Below are 21,606 nucleotides of genomic sequence, written 5' to 3' on the forward strand. Positions count from 1 at the left end.
GGCCGCCGGGATGGGCCCGGCGGCCGTCGCGGCTTCGCTTACAGGGCGACGCCCTTCACTTCGCTGGTCAGGCGCACGGCGCTGGCCAGGGGCAGCAGGTCGCCCGAGTCCAGGTCGGACACGCCGATGCGCTGGGCCTGCGCGTCGCCGCGCAGCCAGGCGGCCTCGCGGCGCTCGCCGCGGACCTCGGTGCGCCACTGGCCGGGGCGGGTCTCGCGGTGGCCGGGGGCGTGGTATTCCACCGGCATGCTCACGGTCAGGTCGCGCGCGTTGGGCGTGGCGCCGGCGAGCACCTGCACGTCGAATTGCCATTCGCGCGCGGCGCGCACGCTGGACTGCTCGAAGGCCTTCACGCCCTGGGCCAGGGTCTGCGCGCTGCCCTGAGCGTTGAACAGGCTGGTCTGCACCGGCACGGCCTCGAGCACGCGGCCTTCGGGCGACAGGCGCAGGTACAGCAGGACCATGCCGCTGACGCCGGCGCGCGCCAGCGACATCGGGTAGCCCGGCGCGCCGATCTTGCGCGAGGCGATGGTCGCCGCAGCCGGCGGCGCATCGGGCATCACGGCCTGGTTGTTGGCGGGGAAGGTGACGTTGTCCACCGACACCGCGTATTGCTCGTTGCCCAGGTCGCGCGCGGCCAGGGTCACGCGCATGCGTGCGCGGGCCGTGACCGGCTGGCCCTGCACCAGCACCGGCTCGAAACGCCAGCTGCGCACCTGCTTTTCCAGGCTGACGCGCACGTTGTCGGGCAAGGGGGTTTCGCTGCGGTAGTCGAGCAAGGCGCCGCTGGGGTCGATCTTGATCTCGCTGTCCACGCGCGTGGTCATCAGGCTGTTGACCGCCGGGGACGGCGGCGCCTGCGCCGACGCCGGCAGGGCGAAGGCGATGGCCAGGCCGCACGCGGCCAGGCGGAGGGAGTTTCCTTGCATGTTGTAGCTCCTGTGATTGTGCTGAGTCCGCGCGGCCGCCGGCATCCGGCCGGTCGGCGCGCGCGGGGTGCAGCTTAACAACGCGCGCGGCGCGGCGGCGTGGCCGCCGCACCGTTTTGGCGCATGTCTTGGGCGTGTTGCGGCGCCGCATGCGGCGATTGGACCGCCACGGCGGAAGCTGTTTCCCGTCAGCGCGCCCCCACCGCGGCGGGTGCGCTGGGTAAGATGGAAGCGCGCGCATCCGGCGCGAGCGAATGGGTCGATGCATGCATAGCGGTGGTCTGGAACTTGCGCTGGTCTTCCTGCTGGCCGCGGTGATCGCGGTGCCGGTGTTCCGCAAGTTCGGCCTGGGCGCGGTGCTGGGCTATCTGGCCGCGGGCGTGGTGCTGGGGCCCTACGGGGTCAAGGTGATCCGCAACGCCGAGCCGGTGTTGGCCGCGTCGGAAATCGGCGTGGTCATGATGCTGTTCGTGATCGGCCTGGAGCTGTCGCCCTCGCGGCTGCGGGTGATGCGTAAGCCGGTGTTCGGCGCCGGCGGGCTGCAGGTGCTGCTGTCGGGCCTGGCCCTGGGCGCGATCGCGATGTTCGGCGGCGGCCTGGGCTGGAAGGCGGCGCTGGTGGTGGGCGTGGGCCTGGCCCTGTCGTCCACCGCGGTCTGCCTGCAGTTGATGTCCGAGCGCAAGGAACTGACCAGCGACTACGGCCGGCTGGCCTTCGCGATCCTGCTGTTCCAGGACCTGGCCGCGATCCCGCTGCTGGCGGCGATCCCGCTGCTGGGCAAGGCCGCGGCGGTGCAAGGCGGCGGCCTGGAATGGATGGCCATCGCCAAGGCGGTGGGCGCGATCGGCGCGGTGATCTTCGGCGGCCGGGTGCTGCTGCGGCACGTGTTCCGGATCGTCGCGCGCACGCAGATGCCGGAGGTGTTCACCGGCGCGGCGCTGCTGACCGTGCTGGGCGCGGCCTGGGTGATGCAGATCGCCGGGCTGTCGGCGGGCCTGGGCGCCTTCATCGCCGGCGTGCTGCTGGCCGATTCGGAATTCCGCCACGAACTGGAATCGCAGATCGATCCGTTCAAGGGCCTGCTGCTGGGCCTGTTCTTCATGGCCGTGGGCATGAGCATCGACCTGCAGCGGGTGATGTCCGAGCCGGCGATGATCGCGGCCATGGTGCTGGCGCTGATGTCGGTGAAGTTCGCCCTGCTGTTCGGCATCGGCCTGCATCCGGGCGGACTGGACAAGCGCGAATCGGTGCAACTGGCCGCGGTGCTGGCGCTGGGCGGCGAGTTCGCCTTCATCGTGTTCAACGAAGCGGTCAACGCCGGCCTGCTCGACGACCCCTCGCGCGACCGCCTGATCGCCGCGGTCGGCGTGTCGATGGCGCTGACGCCGCTGCTGCTGATCGCGGTCTCGCGCGCGCTGTCGGCCGCGCCCAAGGCCAAGCCCAAGCGCGAGTTCGACCAGATCCCCGACAACCACCCCAAGGTGATGATCGCGGGCATGGGCCGCTTCGGCCAGATCGTGGCGCGCCTGCTGCTGGCGCACAAGGTGCCTTTCATCGCGATCGAGAACAGCGCCGAGCAGGTCGACTTCATGCGCCGCTTCGGCAACATGGTCTATTACGGCGACCCGGCGCGGCCGGAGCTGCTGCGCTCGGCCGGCGCGGCCCAGGTCGACGTGTTCGTGATCGCCATCGACGATCTGGAAGGCAACATCCGCACCGTGCGCACCCTGCGCCGGCTGTACCCGCGGGCCAAGGTGTTCGCGCGCGCGCGCGACCGCCGGCATGCCTGGCAGCTGATGGACCTGGGCGCCGAGCCGATCCGCGAGACCTTCCACTCCAGCCTCAAGCTGGGCGAGGAAGTGCTGATGGCGCTGGGCGTGGCGCCGGAGATCGCGCACGACCACGCCGAGCGGTTCCGCGACCACGACGAACGCATGCTCAACGCCCAGTACCTGGTCCACGACGACGAAGCGGCGCTGCTGCAGTCGGCCAAGGACGCGCGCAAGGAACTGGAGGAGCTGTTCGAGGCCGACCAGGGCCAGGGCATCCTGGGCGAGATCAGCGCCGAGGCCGATGCCGCCGCGGAGCAGCGCTCCTTGCATTGAGCGACGGCATCGATACGCAGGGTGCGGTGAGCCGTAGGCGAACCGCACCGTCGCCATCCGCCGAGCGCACGCGCCGATGCGGTCGTCGCCGCATCCCACTTACATACTTTGATCAGCTCTCGCGCAGGAAGCGCGCCATCGACACGCCGTTGCCCGGCGCGGGCGGCGCGAATTCGGCGGCGATGTCGACGAAGCCGCGCATCACCGCGATCTCGCGCGGGGTGCGGTTGAGCGAGTCGCGCTGATCCGGATCGGCGCCGGCGCGCAGCAGGCGCTGGACCACGCGCAGCAGGCCGTGCAACGCGGCCAGGTGCAGCGGGCCGAAGCCGCGCGGGTCTTGCGCGTCGAGCGCGGCGTCGTGGTCCAGCAGCAGGTCCAGGCCGGCGATCAGCACGTCCTCGTCGGCGGCGGTGCCGGGCTCGGCGCGCGCGCCCAACAGCAGCAGCAGCGGCGTAGCGCCGGCGGCTGGGCGGTCGGCATCCACGCCGGCCAGCAGCAGGGTGTCGAACAGCGCGACCAGGCGGCTGCGCTCGCGCGCGGTGAAGCCGTACATGGCCGCGCAGTGCAGCGCCTGGCGGCCCTGCGCGTCCTGCGCGTGCACGTCGGCGCCGGCGGCGAGCAGGCGCGCGGCCAGGTCGGTCAGGCCCAGCGCGCAGGCCACCATCAGCACGGTCAGGCCGCCGGGCAGACGCTGTTCCAGCGAGGCGCCGGCGGCGACCAGGCGGTCGACGATGTCGGCGTGGCGCATGCTGACCGCGGCCGACAAGGGCGTGGCGCCGGAATGCGCGGGCAGCTGCGGATCGGCGCCGCGCGCCAGCAGCAGGTCGACCACGGCGCGATGGCCGCCGCCGGCCGCGCGCAGCAGCGCGCTGCAGCCCTGGCGGTCCAGCGCATCGACCGACAGGCCCAGGTCGAGCAGGCGGCGCACCGCGTCGGCGTCGCCGACGATGGCGGCGGCCGGTACGTCGAACGCCTGCAGCGGACGCTTGGGCAGCGGCCAGCCGCGCCAGTCCAGCCAGTCGGCCAGATCGCGGCGGCCCGAGGACAGGGCCACGCCCAGCGGGGTCTGGCCGTCGGCGGCGAGCAGGTCGGGCGAGGCGCCCTGCGCGACCAGGCGCTTGAGCATGGTCTCACGGCCCAGCGCGGCGGCCAGGTGCAAGGCGCTCATGCCGTGGCTGTCGCGGGTGTCCAGGGCCACGCCGATCGCGACCAGGCGGTCGACCAGACGGGTCCAGCCCAGGCGCACCGCCAGCGCCAGCGGCGGGTCGCCGTTGCGCGCGGGCGCGAACGGGTCGGCGCCGCGCTCGATCAGTTCCAAAGTGAAGTGCTCCAGGCCGCGCGCGGCCTGTTCGGCGCTGGCGCAGGCGGCGAGGAAACGGGCCAGGCCACCGGCACCGGCCGGCGACACGCCGCGGCGCAGCAGCGCCTGCAGCGCGGGCACCGCGTCGGGGCCGCGGCCGAGCAGGGCGAACATCGGGGTGTCGCCGTGGACGTCGCGGGTTTCGGCGTCGGCGCCCTGCGCCAGCAACCAGCCGATGCGCTCGGGCGACAGCGCCTGTTCGTCGTCGTGCAGCTGCGCGCCCAGTTCGGCCGGGGTCAGCAGTTTGGCCAGGCCGCCCAGGTCGGCGGCGCGGCCTTCGCGCAGGCCGTCGCGCAGCAGGCTGGCGGGCATGCGGTCGGGCAGCGGCGCGTCGCCGTCTTCGTCGCTGACCGCGGCCGGCAGCGGATAGGCGCGGTCCAGCGCGGCCACCAGCGACCAGCGCCCGGATTCGGCCGCGCGATCCACCGCGCGCTTGCCCTGCGCGTCGCGCTGCTCGGGGTCCACGCCCAGGTCGAGCAGGCGCTGCACCAGCGCCGGGGTCGCGTTCTCGGCCATGCAGGCCAGGGCCAGGGCATTGCGGCCTTCGCCGTCGGTCATCGCCGCTTCGGCGGCGCCGCCGCGCGGCAGGTGTTCGAGCAGGCGGTCGAGCACGGCCAGGCGCGCGCCGCGCGCGGCCTCGAGCATCGGCGTGCGGTTGCGCGCGTCGATCGCGTTGGGATCGGCGCCGGCGCCGAGCAGCACGGTGACGATGTCCAGGTGGCCGGCGTAGGCGGCCTCGTGCAGGGCGCTGCGGCCCTGGCTGTCGCGCGCGTCGATCTTGGCCTTCTGCTTCAGCAGCAGGCTGACGCCGGCCGGGTCGTCCTCCTCGGTGCCGGCCGCGGCCAGCAGCACCGGCTGGCCGCCGGGCGGCTCGGGGCGCGCGCCGCGCTCGAGCAGGAACTTGGCCAGGCGCCAGTTGCCGCTGGCGCAGGCCACGCCCAGCGGCGACTGGCCGTCGCGGTTGAGCGGCTCCAGTTCGGCCTGGGCGTCGCGCAGCAGCGCGGCCACGCCGGGGTCGGAACTGCGCGCGGCGTGGTGCAGCGGGGTATTGCCGTCGCCGTCGGCCAGGCGCGGATCGGCGCCGTTGGCCAGCAGGGTCATGACCGCGTCGGGGCGGCCGTGCCAGCTGTCGCGGGTGGCGGCCAGCAGCGGGGTCATGCCGGCGACGGCGGCGTTGAGGTTCACGCCATGAGCGATCAGGGTGCGCAGCAGGCGCAGGTCCGGCAGCACCGCGGCCAGCACCGCCAGGCTGCGCTGGTCGCGCTCGTCGGCGGGCGGCGCGGCGTTGACGTCGGCGCCCAGCTCGATCAGCTCCAGCGCGCGCTCGACCCGGCCCGCGCGCGCGGCCGCATACAGCGCCGGCTCCAGCGGCTCGCCGCTGACCAGCGGCGCCTGGGTGGGATCGGGCAGTTCTTCGTCGGCGTCCAGCTCCAGACCCGGCAGCGGGTCGGCGGGCTCGATCCGCTGCAGCAGCCAGTGCAGCACCGGCGAAGCCAGCGCCAGCGCGACCGCCAGCGCCCAGCGAGCGCCGCCCGGCAGCAGGCCCGGCCAGGCCAGGGCCAGCACGGCCACGATCAGCGCGGCGACGATGGCCGCCACGCCCAGACCGCGCCAGGCGCCCAACTCCAGTTCGCCCAGCGACTGCCAGTACTCGCGCAGGCCGCCGCCGTCGCGCTCCAGTTCGTGCCACAGCGGCCACAGCCGCCACAGGCCGAGCAGGGCGATGCCGGCCACCGCGCTCAGGCCCAGCGCCGCCATCAGCGAACCGTTCTGCAACAGCGAGGACAGCGGCCAGGCCGCGACCAGAGCCATCAGGGCCACGCCCGCGCCCCACAGCGCGGCCAGCGCCGCGGCCTCACGCAGCCAGGCGGTGTGCGGCGGTTCGGCGCCGTTGCGCCACCAGCGCATGGCCAGCGCATAGGCCGGCTGCGCCAGGGTGCCGGCCAGCGCGGCCACGACCCCGCCGACACCGGCCAGCAAGGCCAGGACGAAGCCGGCGGCGGCGGTGCCGGCCAGGCGCAGGCGGGCGTGTTTCTGGGCGTTGGCGGGACTGCGGCGCTCAGCCATCGGTCCGCACTTCGCCGATCCGGGGCGGGAACTGAATATGGAAACCGCGCGAGGACAGGTTCTCGCGCACCACCGCGGCATCGCCCCGGGCCAACTGGCGCTCGGGCGTCAGCGCCAGCTCCAGCACGAACTGCAGCCCCCCGAGCTGGGCGCGCAGGGGTTCGGGCAGCAGCGCGAACTCGTCGCGCGCGGCCAGGAAGACATAGGTGTCGTCCTTGCGGAGGCTCTTGTAGACGTAGGCTTGCATGCGCTGGCGGGGCGGCCTTGCGGTCGATTTCGGCTGCAGGTTTGTGTGACGCACAGCATACCTGCCCATACGCGTCACGCGAACACTGACGTTCAGCGTCAGGGCGGAAATTTCAGGGGGAACTCGACGGCTGGGCTCGGGCCGCGGGAGGCGCGATGGGCGGCCGGGCACCCGGCCGAACGCGCGCCGTGGCCCGAGGGCCGGCTGCCCTCACCCCAACCCCTCTCCCGCAAGCGGGAGAGGGGCTAAAGCAGCAGCATCGATTGCGTCCCCTCTCCCGCTTGCGGGAAAGGGCTAGGGTGAGGGGGTGAGCGCAGCGAATGCTCTTGATCCTCGCTCGGGCGCCGAACTCGCCACGAAAACAGCAGACCCGGAGAGCCTGCCCCCGCGAAGGCGGGGGGCGGCGCACAGGAGGTGCGCCGTTTTTCGCTGGCACAGGGATGTGCCATCGAAAAATCCCCGCGCAAACTCCGATCTCGCAAGGGAGCTCTGGCGTAGCGTTTTTCTTTGGTTACTTTCTTTTGACGCTTATCAAAAGAAAGTAACCCGGCCGCTTGCGGACGGAAGCTGTTGCTGTTGCTTCAACCAGCACACCCAAACACCTTCGCGAGTTCGGAGCAATCGCGGCTCACGCCGCTCCTACCCCAAGGCGCCAGAGGAGACCCCACGCCGACCGCAACTGCGGATTCGCGGTCGCAGCTTGCGCAGCTTCTACAGGGGCAATCGCGGCTTTCGTCGCAGATGAGAGGTCGCGGTCGCGGCTTACGCCGCTCCTACCCCAAAGCGGAGGCGGTCAGTGGTAGCCCACGTCGGCCGCAATCTTGCCCTTGAATACGCTGTACGACCAGTAGGTGTAGCCCAGGATCGCCGGCAGCAACACCACCAGTCCCGTCAGCACGAAACCCTGCGACGACGGCGGCGAGGCTGCTTCCCAGATCGTCAGATCCGGCGGCACGATGTTCGGCCAGATCCCCAGCACCAAGCCAGCGAAGCCGAGCACGAAGAAGCACAGCGTCAGCACGAACGGCGCCGCATCGCGATCCTTGCGCATCGCCGCCCGCCACAACGCGAACGCGTTGGCCGCCACCAGCAGCGGCACCGGCGACAGCCACAGGAAATTCGCGCCCTCGAACCAGCGCGCCATGATCCGCGAGTCCAGGAACGGCAGCCACGCGCTGACCAGGCCCATGAACACCACCACCACCAGCACCAGCGGCCGCGTCAGCGTGCGCGCCACCTGCTGCATGCGGCCCTCGGTCTTCAGGATCAGCCAGGTCGAACCCAGCAACGCATAGCCGAACACCACCGCCGCGCCGGTCAGCATCGAGAACGGGCTGAACCATTCGAACGCGCCGCCCACGTACTTGCCTTCCTGCAGCGGCATGCCTTCGACGATCGCGCCCAGGATCACGCCCTGGGCGAAGGCCGCGAACAGCGAGCCCAGCGCGAACGCCGCGCCCCAGGCGGGCTTGGCTCGGTGGGCCTTGAAGCGGAATTCGAAGGCCACGCCGCGGAACACCAGCGCGATCAGCATCAGCAGCACCGGCAGGTACAGCGCCGACAGCACCACCGCATAGACCTTGGGGAACGCCGCCAGCAGGCCGGCGCCGCCCAGCACCAGCCAGGTCTCGTTGCCGTCCCAGATCGGCGCGGCGGTGTTCATCATGTGATCGAGCTGGCCCTCGTCCTCGGCGAACGGCGCCAGGATGCCCAGGCCGAGCACGAAGCCGTCCAGCAGCACGTACATCAGCACGCCGAAGCCGATCACCCCGAACCATACGATTGGCAGCCAGTATTCCATCGCACACCACCTTTGCTTCGCTCCCGCCGCGACGGGAATGATTCGATCACGCGCCAGGTTCAGCCGGTTCGTCGGGCACCGACAACGGCCGCGCCGGCGTCTTGTCGCCCTGCCGCGGCCGCGGTGCCGGCTCGTGCGGATGCGGCCCCTTGCGGATCAGCTTGACCAGATAACCGATGCCCGCGCCGAACACGGTCAGGTACACCACCACGAACACGATCAGCGAAGTCAGCACGCTGCCCGCATTCACCGCGCTGACCGCATCGGCGGTGCGCAGCAAGCCGTAGATCACATAAGGCTGGCGGCCGATCTCGACCACGTACCAGCCAGCCAGGATCGCGACGAAGCCGCTCAGGGTCAGCGCGCGCCAGCCGTTCAACACCCAACGGCCCAGCGCGCTGTCGAGGTCGTACAAGCGTTTGCGCCGCCACGCCCACAGCGAGGCCAGCACCAGCAGCAGCATCGCCACGCCCAGGCCCACCATGAGCCGGAACGCGTAGAACACCGGCTTCACCGGCGGCCGCTCCTCGGGCGGCACCGAGGTCAGCGGCTGGATCTCGCCGTCCAGGCTGTGGGTCAGGATCAGGCTGCCCAGCCGCGGCACTGCGATCTCATAGTCGTTGCGCTCGGCGCGTTCGTTGGGCACCGCGAACAGCACCAGCGGCACGCCCTCGCCCTTGGGCTTGTGCTGCCAATGCGCTTCCATCGCCGCCACCTTGATCGGCTGATGCTCACGCGCGTTCAAGCCGTGCAGGTCGCCGACGAAGACCTGGGTGGGCACGGTGATCGCGGCGAAGATCACCGCCGCCTTGAGCATGCGCCGCGCCGCATCGACGTGGACGCCGCGGCGCAGATAGCCCGCCGCCACGCCGCCGATCACGAAGCAGGTGGTGATGAACGCCGCCAGCACCATGTGCGCCAGGCGGTAGGGGAAAGAGGGATTGAACACGATCGCCCACCAGCTCGCCGGCTCGAACACGCCGTCGACGATCTTGTAACCGGCAGGCGTCTGCATCCAGCTGTTGGCCGAGATGATCCAGAACGTGGAGATCAGCGTGCCCAGCGCGACCATGCAGGTCGCCAGGAAATGCATCTTCTCGTCGACCCGGTTCCAGCCGAACAGCATCACGCCCAGGAAGGTCGCTTCCAGGAAGAACGCGGTCAACACTTCGTAGGACAGCAGCGGGCCGAGGATGTTGCCGGCCTGCTCGCTGAGCACCGACCAGTTGGTGCCGAACTGGAAGCTCATGACGATGCCGGACACCACGCCCATGCCGAAGGACACGGCGAAGACCTTGGTCCAGAAGAAGAACAGGTCGCGCCAGACCGTGTCGCGGGTGCGCAGCCAGCGCCATTCCACGAACGCCAGCCAGCTCGCCAATCCGATCGTGAAGGCCGGGAACAGGATATGAAACGAGATCACGAATCCGAACTGGATACGCGACAGCATCAATGCATCCACGGCACGACTCCTGTGTTGCCTCGCGGTTCGCCGCGGGACTTCAGACTCGCCGGATCATTGTGCGCCGCGTCATCGGGCCGGTAAAGCACCGTGACGCATGGCCTAATCACGCAAACCATTGAGGCTGTTAACCTGCGTCAATTTGCCCACCCCAGACTTCCCATCAGGTCCGCCGATGCGCCTAGTTCCCAACGCTCTGACCCTGTCGCTGGCCGCGCTGCTGCTGGCTCCCCACGCTTACGCCCAAGCGCCGATCACGCTCGCCCAGACCATGGCCGATCCCGATTGGATCGGGCCGCCGGTCGAGCAGTTCTGGTGGAGCTGGGACAGCCGCCGCGCGCAGTACCAGCTGCGCCGCGAAGGCGCGAGCATCCGCGACACCTGGCAGGTCGGCGCCAGCGCCGACGCGGTGGCCGCCAAGATCGACGGCGCCGCGCGCGCCGACCTCGACGCCGCGCAGCCCGCGTACGACGCGCAACGCACGCGCATGGCCTATGTGCGCAACGGCGACGTGTTCGTGCGCGACCTGCGCAGCGGCGCGCTGACCCAGGTCACCCGCAGCAACGAAGCCGAAGCGCGTCCGCAGTTCGGCCGCGACGGCAACCTGGTCTTCCGCGTCGACAACAACTGGTACCAGTGGCGCGCCGGCCAGGGCGTGAGCCAGGCCGCGCAGCTCAAGGCCGAGAACGATCCGGCCAAGCCGCCCAAGGCCGACACCCTGCGCGACTACCAGCTCGCCACCATCCGCACCCTCAAGGACGACCGCGACCGCCGCGACGCCGCGCGCGCGCAGGACGAGCAGTGGCGCCGCGCCGACACCAGCCGCGCGCCCGCGCCGCTGTACCTGGGCAGCGATGTCGAGATCTCCGACAGCGCTCTCTCGCCCGACGGCCGCTGGATGCTGGCGGTGACCCAGGCCAAGGGCGGCGACGCCGGCCAGGGGGGCAAAATGCCCAAGTACGTGACCGAATCGGGTTACGAGGAATTCGAGGAAGTGCGCACCCGCGTGGGCCGCAACGCGCCGCTGCCGCAGAAGCTGTGGCTGATCGACGTGGCCTCGGGCAAGGTCAGCGAACTCAAGTACGACCGCCTGCCCGGCATCGCCGAAGACCCGCTGGCGGCCATGCGCAAGGCGGCCAAGAAGGAACCGCTCAAGGGCGACCGCGTGGTGCGCATCGAAACCGATGGCGACGGCAGCGGCCCGGCGATCCGCTGGAGCGACGACGGCCGCCAGGCCGCGGTGCTGGTGCGCGCGGTCGACAACAAGGACCGCTGGCTGACCACGGTGGATCTGGCCAAGGCCGAACTGGTCTCGCGCCACCGCAGCAGCGACCCGGCCTGGGTGGGCTGGAACACCACCGACTTCGGCTGGCTGCCCGCCGCCGGCAACGGCGCCGCGTCGCTGTGGTGGGTGTCGGAGCAAACCGGCTACGCCCACCTGTACGTGAGCGACGGCGGCACCGGCCGCGCGATCACCTCCGGCCAATGGGAAGTGTCCTCGCCTCAGGTCAGCGCCGACGGCCGCGGCTTCTACTTCCTGTGCAACCGCAAGTGGCCGGGCGACTACGAAGTCTGCGCCGTGGACCGCAACGGCGGCAGCGTGCGCGAGATCACCTCGCTGGACGGCGTCGAAGACTACGCGCTTTCGCCCGACGGACGCCGCCTGCTGCTGCGTTACTCGGCCAGCTACCTGCCCGCGCAACTGGCCAGCATCGGCACCGACGGCGAAGGCCTGGCCAAGCTCACCGACACCCGCACCGCGCAGTTCAAGCAGCGCGAGTGGATCCAGCCCGAATACGTGCAGGTGCCGTCCAAGCACGGCGCCGCGCCGATCTGGGGCAAGTTCTACGGGCCGAAGAACTACGAGCCGGGCAAGAAGTACCCGATCGTGATGTTCGTCCACGGCGCCGGCTACCTGCAGAACGTCAGCGCGCGCTACCCCAACTATTTCCGCGAGCAGATGTTCCACAACCTGCTGGTGCAGCGGGGCTACGTGGTGCTGGACCTGGACTACCGCGCCAGCGCCGGCTACGGCCGCGACTGGCGCACCGCGATCTACCGGCAGATGGGCCACCCCGAGCTCGAGGATTACCTGGACGGCCTGGACTGGCTGGCCGAGCACAAGCAGGGCGACCGCGATCGCGCCGGCATCTACGGCGGTTCCTACGGCGGCTTCATGACCTTCATGGCGCTGTTCCGCGCGCCGGGCAAGTTCAAGGCCGGCGCCGCCCTGCGCCCGGTCACCGACTGGTCGCAGTACAACCACGAATACACCTCCAACATCCTCAATACGCCGGAGCTGGATCCGGAGGCGTACAAGAAGTCCTCGCCGATCGAATTCGCCGACGGCCTGCAGGACCACCTGCTGATCGCCCACGGCATGATCGACGACAACGTGTTCTTCAAGGACTCGGTGATGCTGTCGCAGCGCCTGATCGAGCTGCGCAAGGACAAGTGGGAACTGGCGCCCTACCCGCTCGAGCGCCACGGCTTCACCCATCCGGACAGCTGGTACGACGAATACCGCCGCATCTACGAGCTGTTCGAGCGCACGTTGAAGTAAGACGAACGCGGCCCGCTGCGGCGCCAAGGCGCGCCGTGGCGGGCCACCGTCACGTTTCGCCATCGCGCGCTGCTAGCATCGTGCCGATCCCGCCATCGAGGCCGCCGATGCGTACCCTGCCTATTCTCGCCGCCGCGCTGCTGCTGCCGGCCGTCGCCGCCGCCCAGGCGCCCGGGGCCAAGCAGCCCAGTCACCAGGAACAGGTGGCGCTGCGCGACTACACGACCGCGCTGATGAACGAGGCCATCGTCGGCGAGTGCGATGCGCAGCGTTATTCCGGCGGCGGCCAGCTGCGTCAGGCCTACGCCAAGTGGCGCGCGCCGCGCGAGGTATCCATCGCCACCGGCGGCCAGCTCGCGCTGACCCGTTACCCCAGCCTGGGCGGCAGCGCCGCCGCGCAGCGCAGCAACTTCCGCAAGCAGTTCGAGACCAGCCTGAAGCCGGGCATCGATGCGGCGCCGGAGCGCGCCTGCGCCGCGGCGCTGGCCACGCTGTCCACCGGCCTGCCGATCCCGTTTTCCGGCACCACCCGGACCACGGCCGAGCTGCGCTTCGACATCTACAAGCAGGCCATCGTCGCCGGCAGCGCCGCCAGCAACTGCCTGGAGTTCGACGCCATCGAAGCCAGCGTGACCGAGGCCTCCGCCACCGACACCGGCGCCACCGAGCGCTGGGTGCTCAAGGGCTGCGGCCAGGAGGTTGCGCTGAGCGTGAAGCACCAACCCTCGGCCAAGGGCGGTTCGGACTTCGTGATCTCCATGGCGCCGGCCGCCGCGCCCTGACTCCGCTGGGCCCGGCCAGCACGACCCCGCGCGCGCGGCCGGTAGAATGCGCGCCATGAGCGATTTCGACCGCGTACGCGACTACCTCACCGGCCTGCAGGACCGTATCTGCGCCGCCATCGAACAGGCCGACGGCGGCGCCCGCTTCGTCGAGGACCGCTGGCAGCGCGCCGAAGGCGGGGGCGGGCGTACCCGCGTGCTGCGCGACGGCGCGGTGTTCGAGCAGGCCGGTATCGGCTTTTCCGATGTGTCGGGCACGAAGCTGCCGCCCTCGGCCAGCGCGGCGCGGCCGGAACTGGCCGGAGCGTCCTGGCGTGCGGTCGGGGTGTCGCTGGTGTTCCACCCGCGCAATCCCTACCTGCCCACCACCCACGCCAACGTGCGCCACTTCCGCGCCATGCGCGACGGCGAGACCGTGGCCTGGTGGTTCGGCGGCGGCTTCGACCTGACCCCGTTCTATCCCTACGACGAGGACGTGCGGCATTGGCACGGCACCGCTCGCGCGCTGTGCGAGCCTTTCGGAGGCGAGGAGCGCTATCAGGCGCACAAGCGCTGGTGCGACGAATACTTCTTCCTCAAGCACCGCAACGAAACCCGCGGCGTCGGCGGCTTGTTCTTCGACGACCTGCACGAGGACTTCGAGCGCGACTTCGCCTATCAGCGTGCGGTCGGCGACGGCTTCCTGGACGCCTATCTGCCGCTGGTGCAACGCCGACGCGACCTGCCCTATGGCGAGCGTGAGCGCCAGTTCCAACTTTATCGTCGCGGTCGCTACGTCGAGTTCAATCTGGTGTTCGACCGCGGCACCCTGTTCGGCCTGCAGTCGGGCGGGCGGACCGAGTCGATCCTGATGAGCCTGCCGCCGCTGGTACGCTGGGAGTACGGATATCAGCCGGAGGCCGAGAGCGACGAGGCGCGGCTGGCGCAGTATCTGGTACCGCGGGATTGGCTGGGCGAGGGCTGAAACCCGCCCGCTGTCGCTTTTGGCTTTCTGTGGGAGCGGCATGAGCCGCGATCGCGACACCCAGATTCGACGCGACCTGCACCCCTGCGGTCGCGGCTCACGCCGCTCCTACCCCGAAGCCCGGCAGATTGCGTAGCTGACGCGGCATTTGCACCTGCGCAATCGCGGCTCACGCCGCTCCCACAGAAAGCAATGCGCGAGGCGGCAACGGTAGCCCCTGTAGGAGCGGCGCGAGCCGCGACCGCGAAGTCGCAAGTCGCGTCGTATATGTGGTGTCGCGGTCGCGGCTCGCGCCGCTCCTACCCTGCGAATCCTTCAGCTACCGCGCTTCAACAGCGTGATATGCCCATTGGTCTCCAGCATCGCCAGCGCGATGTGGTCGACGTCGGCGCAATCGTTCTCGCGCATGGCCTTGTGGAAATCGGCGCGGCTGACCAGTTCGCGGCGCAGCACTTCGTGGAATACATGGCCATCGCGCGCCAGCACCACCGGCACGCCTTCCAGCGCGCGTTCGATGCGGTCGTTGCGCGCGGTCACGAAACCGATGCCCCAGTTCAACGCCATCAGCGTGCCGGCCAGCAGCAGGCCGCCGCCGATGGAGGTGTCGGTGCCCAGCAACGCGTTCTGCACCGCGTTGCCCAGCAGCACGATCAGCAGCATGTCGAAGGAGGTGAACTGGCCCATGGTGCGCTTGCCCGACACCCGGATCATCGCCAGCAGCACGAAATACACCACGCAGGCGCGCAGCACGTACTGCCACCAGGGCATGGACAGGTCGAAGGCCTCGGACATCGCACGCTCCGCTGGTTGGCGGCCCGGTGCCGCGCCGGCGATTGTCCAACGCCGCCCCGCCACCGCGCACGCGCCGTCGCGATGCCCATGGCGCGGCAGAAACTCCGAAGTAAATATCGCGGGCAATAAAAAGCCCCGCTGGCAGGGGGGGCCGGCGGGGCTGGGGAGCGGGACCTGGGGAGGGGCCTTCGCTCCGGGGATCACTCCAGGGGAGGGAGAGATCGGCGACAGACGTTGCATCTGTCGCGACCTATATGACCACCCTGCACATGGATAGTTCGTGAAGATCGAAGTTAATAAATTGTTGGATTCAGGACCGATTCATTCTGCCAAATCCAGCAATCACAAGCATTTACGATTATTAATGAAAATTAATGCGCCTGGTCCCAATTGTCGCCGACGCCGCTGTCGACGACCAGCGGTACCCGCAGCTCTGCCGCGGCCGACATACGGTCGGTGACCTGCGCCAGCAGGGTGTCGACGAAGCCGGCGTCGACCTCGAAGACCAGTTCGTCGTGGACCTGCAGGATCATCTTGGCGCGCTCGGCATGGCCGGCCAGCCAGGCGTCGATGGAGATCATCGCCCGCTTGATGATGTCGGCCGCGGTGCCCTGCATGGGCGCGTTGATCGCCGCGCGCTCGGCGCCCGCGCGCAGGCCCTGGTTGGAGGCCTTGATGTTGTCCAGGTACAGGCGGCGGCCGAACACGGTTTCCACGTAGCCCTTGTCGCGCGCGTCCTGGCGGGTGCGCTCCATGAAGTCGCGCACGCCCGGGTAGCGGCTGAAGTACAGGGCGATGTAATCCTGCGCCTCGCCACGGCCGATGCCGAGCTGGCGGGCCAGGCCGAATGCGCTCATGCCGTACATCAGGCCGAAGTTGATCGCCTTGGCCGCGCGGCGCTCGTTGCCCTCGACCTGGTCGATGGCCTTGCCGAACACCTCGGCGGCGGTGGCGCGGTGGATGTCGGCGCCGGAGGCGAACGCGCGCAGCAGGCCTTCGTCCTCGGACAGGTGGGCCATGATCCGCAGCTCGATCTGCGAGTAGTCGCAGGCCACCAGCTTGCGCCCGGCCGGAGCGACGAAGGCGCGGCGGATGCGGCGGCCGTCGTCGGTGCGGATCGGGATGTTCTGCAGGTTGGGGTCGCTGGAGGCGAGCCGGCCGGTGGCCGCGCCGGCCTGGTGGTAACTGGTGTGCACGCGGCCGGTGTCGGGATTGACGATCTCCGACAGCTTGTCGGTGTAGGTGCTGCGCAGCTTGGCCAGGCCGCGGTATTCCAGGATCACCCGCGGCAGCTCGTGCTGGTCGGCGATGGCCTCCAGCGCCTCTTCGTTGGTGCTGGGCTGGCCGGTGGGCGTCTTGATCAGCGCCGGCAGCTTGAGTTCGTCGAACAGCAGCGCCTGCAGCTGCTTGGGCGAGTCCAGGTTGAAGGTGCGGCCGGCCAGCTCGGTGGCCTGCTGCTGCGCGGCCAGCATGCGCTTGGCCAGGTCCTGCGACTGCCGGCGCAGCTCATCGGCGTCGATCATCACGCCGTTGGCCTCGACCCGCGCCAGCACCGGCACCAGCGGCATTTCGATCTCGCGGTACACGCGCTCCAGCGCCGGCTCGGCGGCCAGCCGGGCGCCCAGCACGCGGTGCAGGCGCAGGGTCACGTCGGCGTCCTCGGCGGCGTAGCGGGTGGCGTCGTCCAGCGCCACCTGCGAGAACGAAATCGCCTTGGCGCCCTTGCCGGTCACGTCGGCGTACTTGACGGTGTCGTAGCCGAGGTAGCGCTTGGCCAGCGAGTCCATGTCGTGGCGGCTGGCGGTGGCGTTGTAGACGAAGCTCTCCAGCATGGTGTCGTCGGCGTAGCCGTCCACCTCCACGCCGCAGCGGCGCAGCACGTGCAGGTCGTACTTGCCGTGCTGGCCGAGCTTGCGCCGCGCCGGGTCGGCGAACACCGGGCGCAACGCGGCCAGCACCGTCTCGCGGTCCAGTTGCGCCGGCGCGCCGGGGTAATCGTGGCCCAGCGGCAGGTACCAGGCGCGGCCGGGCTCGATGGCGAAGCTCAGACCGACCAGGTTGGCGCGCATGGGGTCCAGCGAATCGGTTTCGCTGTCGAAGGCGAACTCCTCGGCCGCCGACAGCGCCGCGACCAGCGCGTCCAGCTGCGGCTGGGTCAGCACGGTCTCGTACTCGCCCTTGGCCGACAGTGCGGCGTCCGGGGCCTCGGCCGGCGCCGAGGAGCGGGCGTGGCCGGCCGCGGTCGCGCGCAGGCCGGCTCGGTCGGAGGCGGCGTCCAGCTCGGCCGACGCCGCCGCGCCGCCTTCCAGCTCGCGCAACGCCTGCTTGAAGCCATAGCGTGCGTACAGGCCGCGCAGCGATTCGGCGTGGCGCTCGCGCAAGGCCAGGTCGGTGGGGCCCTTGTCCAGCGCCACGTCGGTCTTGATCGTGGCCAGCTGGCGGTTCAGCGGCAGGCGCGGCAGCGCGGCGCGCAGGTTGTCGCCGATCTTGCCCTTGATCTGCGCGGCGTTGGCGATCACCCCGTCCAGGCTGTCGTACTCGGCCAGCCACTTGGCCGCGGTCTTGGGCCCGCACTTCTCCACGCCGGGAATGTTGTCGACGCTGTCGCCCATCAGCGAGAGCAGGTCGATGACCTGGTTGGGGCGCACGCCGAACTTGGCGAACACGCTCTCGTCGCTGTCCATGCGGCTGCCGCTCATGGTGTTGACCAGGGCCACGTGCGGGCGCACCAGCTGGGCGAAGTCCTTGTCGCCGGTGGAAATGGTCACGTCGATGCCGTCGGCGGCCGCGCTCAGGGCCAGGGTGCCGATCACGTCGTCGGCTTCCACGCCCTCGATGCGCAGGATCGGAATGCCCAGCGCCTCGACGATCTCGCACATCGGCAGCACCTGCGCGCGCAGGTCGTCGGGCATGGGCGGGCGGTTGGCCTTGTACTGCGGGTCCAGGTCGTCGCGGAAGGTCTTGCCGGGCGCGTCGACCACGAAGGCCACGTAGTCCGGGCGTTCGTTCAAGGTCGCGCGCAGCATGTTGACCACGCCGAACAGAGCGCCGGTGGGCTCGCCGGCGTCGTTGCTCAGCGGCGGCAGCGCATGGAAGGCGCGGTAGAGGTAGCTGGAACCATCGATCAGGACGAGTCGTTTCATGTCCGCGATTCTACGCCCGGCGGTCGCCGCCGCCGCGACCGTGACGCCGATGCGGCCGCTTCACGCCGGCCGGAGGTATGCTGGGCCTCTGACCTACGGAGTACCGCCATGCGTCCCCTCACCGCATCGCTCGCCCCGCTGCTGCTGGCCCTGGCCGGCTGCGCCACCATGGGCGGCGGCGATCCCACCTCGGGCCTGGACGGCGCCGAGGTCACCCGACGCGCGACCCAGGACGGCGACAGCGTCGAGGAATACCGCGTGGCCGGCCAGCTGCGCGTGGTCAAGATCACCCCGCTGCGCGGCCCGGTCTATTACCTGGTCGACAGCGACGGCGACGGCACCCTGGACAGCAGCAAGGGCGAAGGCCCGATCTCGCCGGTGCAGTACAAGCTGTTCAGCTGGTAAGCATGGCCACCGCGCACGACATCCGCACGCTCACCGGCGAGGACGAGCTGCGCGCGGTGTGGCCGCTGGTCTCGCAGCTGCGTCCGGAGTTCGACGAGGACCGCTTCGTCGCCCAGATGCACCGTCAGATCGCCCAGGGCTGCCGCGCCACCGTGCTCTACGACGCGCAAGGCGTGCCGCGCGCGTTCGCCTGCTGGCGGGTGATGGAGATGCTGGCTGTGGGCGTGCATCTGTACGTCGACGATCTGGTTACCGATCAGGCCGCGCGCAGCCGCGGCCACGGCAAGGCGATGCTGGACTGGCTCAAGGCAGAAGCGCGGCGCCTGGGCTGCGCGCGCCTGCAGCTGGATTCGGGCACCCAGCGCCAGCACGCGCATGCGTTCTACATGCGCGAAGGCCTGCGCATCGAGGCCCTGCATTTCGGCATCGCCCTGGGCGACTGATAGCGCACAACCGCGCCGATACAGCGTGAGGGCGCGCTACCGTTCTTGGCATCGGCGCCGCGAAATGGGCATTCGCGCACGTCCGCGCGCGGGCGCCGGTCACGGTACCGCCCACTCGCCCCTCTTTTGCAACCCAGGGCTGCGTTAATCGCTCAGCCGGCGTGGAATGCCGCGCGCCGGTCCGGTCCAGACGACCGGTCCCGAGGTTCAACAAGGAGGTTTACCCGATGCTTAGGCTCACGCCGCGCAGTCTGTCTGCGCTGATCGCCCTGACCCTGACCGCGCCCGCCGCTCTGGCGGCCCCGACCTGTCCCAGCAACGTCCTCGCCCAGCCGAAGACGAACTACCTGTACGTGTTCTTCCCGACCGCGACCGCGCCGTTCCCGACCATCGGCCCGTCCAGTTCGGCCGCGCCGTTCAACGTCGCCGACCTGGACCCGGTGGTCGGCTCCACCGCCACGTTGCGCAACCGCATCTTCGACTTCGTGGTCGACGACTACTGCGAGTTCAACCTGCAGGTGAACCAGACCACCACCCTGCCCAGCCCGACGGTGCCGCGCTGGCAGATCGTAGCGGTGGGTTCGGACACCGCCGGCAGCCTGTTCGGCCAGGCCCAGGCCGTGGACACCAACGACGCCGATCCGCAGGACTACGCGCGGGTCTGGGCCAAGTCGTTCAAGGACACCTACGGCGCCGCCGGCCAGCCGCTCAACGGCGTGGGCTCCACCCTGGAGCGCTGGTCCACCGCGATCGGCACCACCACCTCGCATGAGGCCGCGCACAACTACGGCGCCGCCCATGGCCATTCCGCGCCGCGCCCGACCGAAGACGCGCAGAACTGGCACATCATGGCCACCGGCTCCACCGGCCTGACCGGCGAAATGCGCGCCGCGCGCAACCGCCACTTCAGCGACACCGAGTACGAAATCCTCGGCCACAACATCGGCCTGAACACCAAGACCCTGCACAACTGGGATTTCGTCAATCCCAACAACACCAACGCCAACAAGATGCGGATCAAGCTGCTGAGCACCAGCAACAGCCTGAGCATCAACTGGTGGTACAACGGCTCTGCCAGTCCGTGGCAGAACCCCACGGTGAGCTACACCGGCAGCACCCAGAACTTCCAGGGCAACGTGTACTACGTGCACAACCTGGACTTCGCCACCGCCAAGCCCTGGAGCGGACCCAGCCCCGGCATCGTGATGCCGGCCGCGCCGTTCCACACCGGCGCCAGCTTCGCCGGCAGCGCCACGGTGATCGTGTTCGACGTGCAGCTTTTCAACGGCGCCACCCTGCTGCCGCTGGCGCCGCGCCTGGCCGGCTACGACGCCGGCGACATCGATGCGGACACCGGCGCGTTCACCCTCAACTTCTTCAACACCAACCCCGGCGCCGGCGCGCTGGAACTGTCGGAAGTGCAGATCTTCCGCTCGCCGCGCATGCTCGACATCTCGGCGATGATGCGCGACGGCCGCCCGGTGGACGTGCGCGGGCAGCCGGTGTCGTTCCATTCCAGCAGCGTGATCCGCAAGCAGTCGGTGGCCGAGCGCCTGGAACTGCCGCTGGCCAAGATGACCGACCCGCGCACGGTGGACATCGTCTACAAGCCCGAGGACTGCCCGCAAGGTTCCAAGGGCGCCAACGGCCCGGGCGACCACGCCACCGGCGAGATCCGCTACTGCCACAAGGGCAATGCGCTGAGCCTGTTCCCGAACACCTACACCTACCTGATCGCCAACGTGGTCGATCCCAACGCGACCTATTGGGATCCGCAGCTGCGCAAGTTCGTGCAGGGCCCGCTGCAGAACACGATCTATTACCAGGTGGGCGGCGTGGTGCCGGATCTGAACCGCAACGGCCAGGACGACCTGCTCGACATCCGCAGCGGCCGCTCCAAGGACGAAGACCGCAACGGCGTGCCCGACGAGGCACAGCAGCAACAGCGTTGAAGCGATGGCTGCGGTGCGCCCGGTCCCTGCCGGGCGCATCGCGGCTCATCGATAGAGCAGAGCCTGCCCTCACCCCAACCCGCATCCCGGCCCGACCGCATAGCGGTCGGGCGTTCGGTGCAGCGCGAGCCAATGGCTCGCAAGCGCTGCCCCTCACCCCGCGAGCGGGAGAGGGGCTAAAGCAGCAAGCGGCGTCGGATGCATCCCCTCTCCCGCTTGCGGGAGAGGGTTAGGGTGAGGGGGTGAGCGCAGCGAATGCTCTTGACCCTCGCTCGGGCACCGAACTCGCCGTACCAATAGAAGACCCGGAGAGCCTGCCCCCGCGAAGGCGGGGGGCGGCGCACAGGAGGTGCGCCGTTTTTCGCTGGCACAGGGATGTGCCATCGAAAAATCCCGGCGCAAACTCCGATCTCGCACGGGAGCTCTGGCCAAGCCTTTTTCTTTGGCTACTTTCTTTTGACGCTTATCAAAAGAAAGTGACCCGGCCGCTTGCGGACGGAAGCTGTTGTTGTCGCTTCAACCAGCACACCTAAACACCTTCGCGAGTTCGGAGCTGGTCGCGGCTCACGCCGCTCCTACCCCAAGGCGTCA

14 protein-coding genes are annotated in these 21,606 nt (G+C 69.9%); 7 read left to right on the forward strand and 7 right to left on the reverse strand.

The window, feature by feature from the left end:
• Positions 1-38: 38 nt before the first annotated feature.
• Positions 39-929, reverse strand: a complete 891-nt coding sequence (locus DX914_RS15175) for an energy transducer TonB (RefSeq protein WP_115860274.1) — start codon at positions 927-929, stop codon at positions 39-41.
• Positions 930-1,195: 266 nt separating this feature from the next.
• Here DX914_RS15175 and DX914_RS15180 point away from each other — a divergent pair, with 266 nt between their 5' ends.
• Complete coding sequence (locus DX914_RS15180; protein WP_115860276.1) at positions 1,196-3,034, forward strand: monovalent cation:proton antiporter-2 (CPA2) family protein; 1,839 nt, start codon at positions 1,196-1,198, stop codon at positions 3,032-3,034.
• 112 nt (positions 3,035-3,146) lie between these two features.
• Here DX914_RS15180 and DX914_RS15185 read toward each other — a convergent pair whose 3' ends face one another.
• From DX914_RS15185 to DX914_RS15200, 4 genes are all read right to left on the reverse strand, one after another.
• Positions 3,147-6,461, reverse strand: coding sequence for an ankyrin repeat domain-containing protein (locus DX914_RS15185; RefSeq protein ID WP_115860278.1), 3,315 nt, complete (start codon positions 6,459-6,461; stop codon positions 3,147-3,149).
• Positions 6,454-6,708, reverse strand: coding sequence for a YcgL domain-containing protein (locus DX914_RS15190; RefSeq protein WP_115860280.1), 255 nt, complete (start codon positions 6,706-6,708; stop codon positions 6,454-6,456). Before DX914_RS15190 ends, DX914_RS15185 begins: the two co-directional genes overlap by 8 nt.
• Before the next feature lie 793 nt (positions 6,709-7,501).
• Positions 7,502-8,509 carry a cytochrome d ubiquinol oxidase subunit II gene (gene cydB, locus DX914_RS15195; RefSeq protein ID WP_115860282.1) on the reverse strand — a complete coding sequence of 336 codons (1,008 nt, stop codon included), beginning with the start codon at positions 8,507-8,509 and terminating at the stop codon, positions 7,502-7,504.
• Positions 8,510-8,555: 46 nt separating this feature from the next.
• Positions 8,556-9,971: a cytochrome ubiquinol oxidase subunit I gene (locus DX914_RS15200; RefSeq protein ID WP_115860284.1), complete on the reverse strand. Its 1,416-nt coding sequence runs from the start codon at positions 9,969-9,971 to the stop codon at positions 8,556-8,558.
• Positions 9,972-10,146: 175 nt separating this feature from the next.
• On the opposite strand from DX914_RS15200, the gene DX914_RS15205 reads away from it, so the two are divergent.
• The 3 genes from DX914_RS15205 (at position 10,147) to hemF (ending at position 14,280) form a co-directional block, all read left to right on the forward strand.
• Positions 10,147-12,534 carry a S9 family peptidase gene (locus tag DX914_RS15205; RefSeq protein ID WP_115860286.1) on the forward strand — a complete coding sequence of 796 codons (2,388 nt, stop codon included), beginning with the start codon at positions 10,147-10,149 and terminating at the stop codon, positions 12,532-12,534.
• A gap of 107 nt (positions 12,535-12,641) precedes the next feature.
• Complete coding sequence (locus DX914_RS15210) at positions 12,642-13,316, forward strand: hypothetical protein (protein ID WP_115860288.1); 675 nt, start codon at positions 12,642-12,644, stop codon at positions 13,314-13,316.
• A 55-nt stretch (positions 13,317-13,371) separates the two neighbouring features.
• A complete protein-coding gene (gene hemF / locus DX914_RS15215) occupies positions 13,372-14,280 on the forward strand; it encodes an oxygen-dependent coproporphyrinogen oxidase (protein ID WP_115860290.1) in 909 nt (302 codons plus the stop codon).
• Between the two features lie 315 nt (positions 14,281-14,595).
• On the opposite strand, the gene DX914_RS15220 is transcribed toward hemF, so the two are convergent.
• Positions 14,596-15,072, reverse strand: a complete 477-nt coding sequence (locus DX914_RS15220; protein WP_115860292.1) for a DUF421 domain-containing protein — start codon at positions 15,070-15,072, stop codon at positions 14,596-14,598.
• Positions 15,073-15,443: 371 nt separating this feature from the next.
• The gene (polA, locus tag DX914_RS15225; protein WP_115860294.1) at positions 15,444-18,215 is read right to left on the reverse strand and encodes a DNA polymerase I; all 2,772 of its coding nucleotides are present in this window, start codon (positions 18,213-18,215) and stop codon (positions 15,444-15,446) included.
• A gap of 108 nt (positions 18,216-18,323) precedes the next feature.
• Between polA and DX914_RS15230 the strand changes: the two genes are divergently transcribed.
• From DX914_RS15230 to DX914_RS15240, 3 genes are all read left to right on the forward strand, one after another.
• On the forward strand, positions 18,324-18,620 hold the full coding sequence (locus tag DX914_RS15230; RefSeq protein ID WP_115860296.1) for a DUF2782 domain-containing protein: 297 nt from the start codon (positions 18,324-18,326) through the stop codon (positions 18,618-18,620).
• A gap of 2 nt (positions 18,621-18,622) precedes the next feature.
• Entirely contained in the window at positions 18,623-19,063 is a 441-nt protein-coding gene (locus DX914_RS15235) for a GNAT family N-acetyltransferase (RefSeq protein WP_115860298.1), read from the forward strand.
• 227 nt (positions 19,064-19,290) lie between these two features.
• On the forward strand, positions 19,291-21,015 hold the full coding sequence (locus DX914_RS15240; RefSeq protein ID WP_115860300.1) for a hypothetical protein: 1,725 nt from the start codon (positions 19,291-19,293) through the stop codon (positions 21,013-21,015).
• The last annotated feature ends 591 nt before the right edge of the window (positions 21,016-21,606 follow it).

Source organism: Lysobacter silvisoli, assembly GCF_003382365.1.
Taxonomy (GTDB): domain Bacteria; phylum Pseudomonadota; class Gammaproteobacteria; order Xanthomonadales; family Xanthomonadaceae; genus Lysobacter; species Lysobacter silvisoli.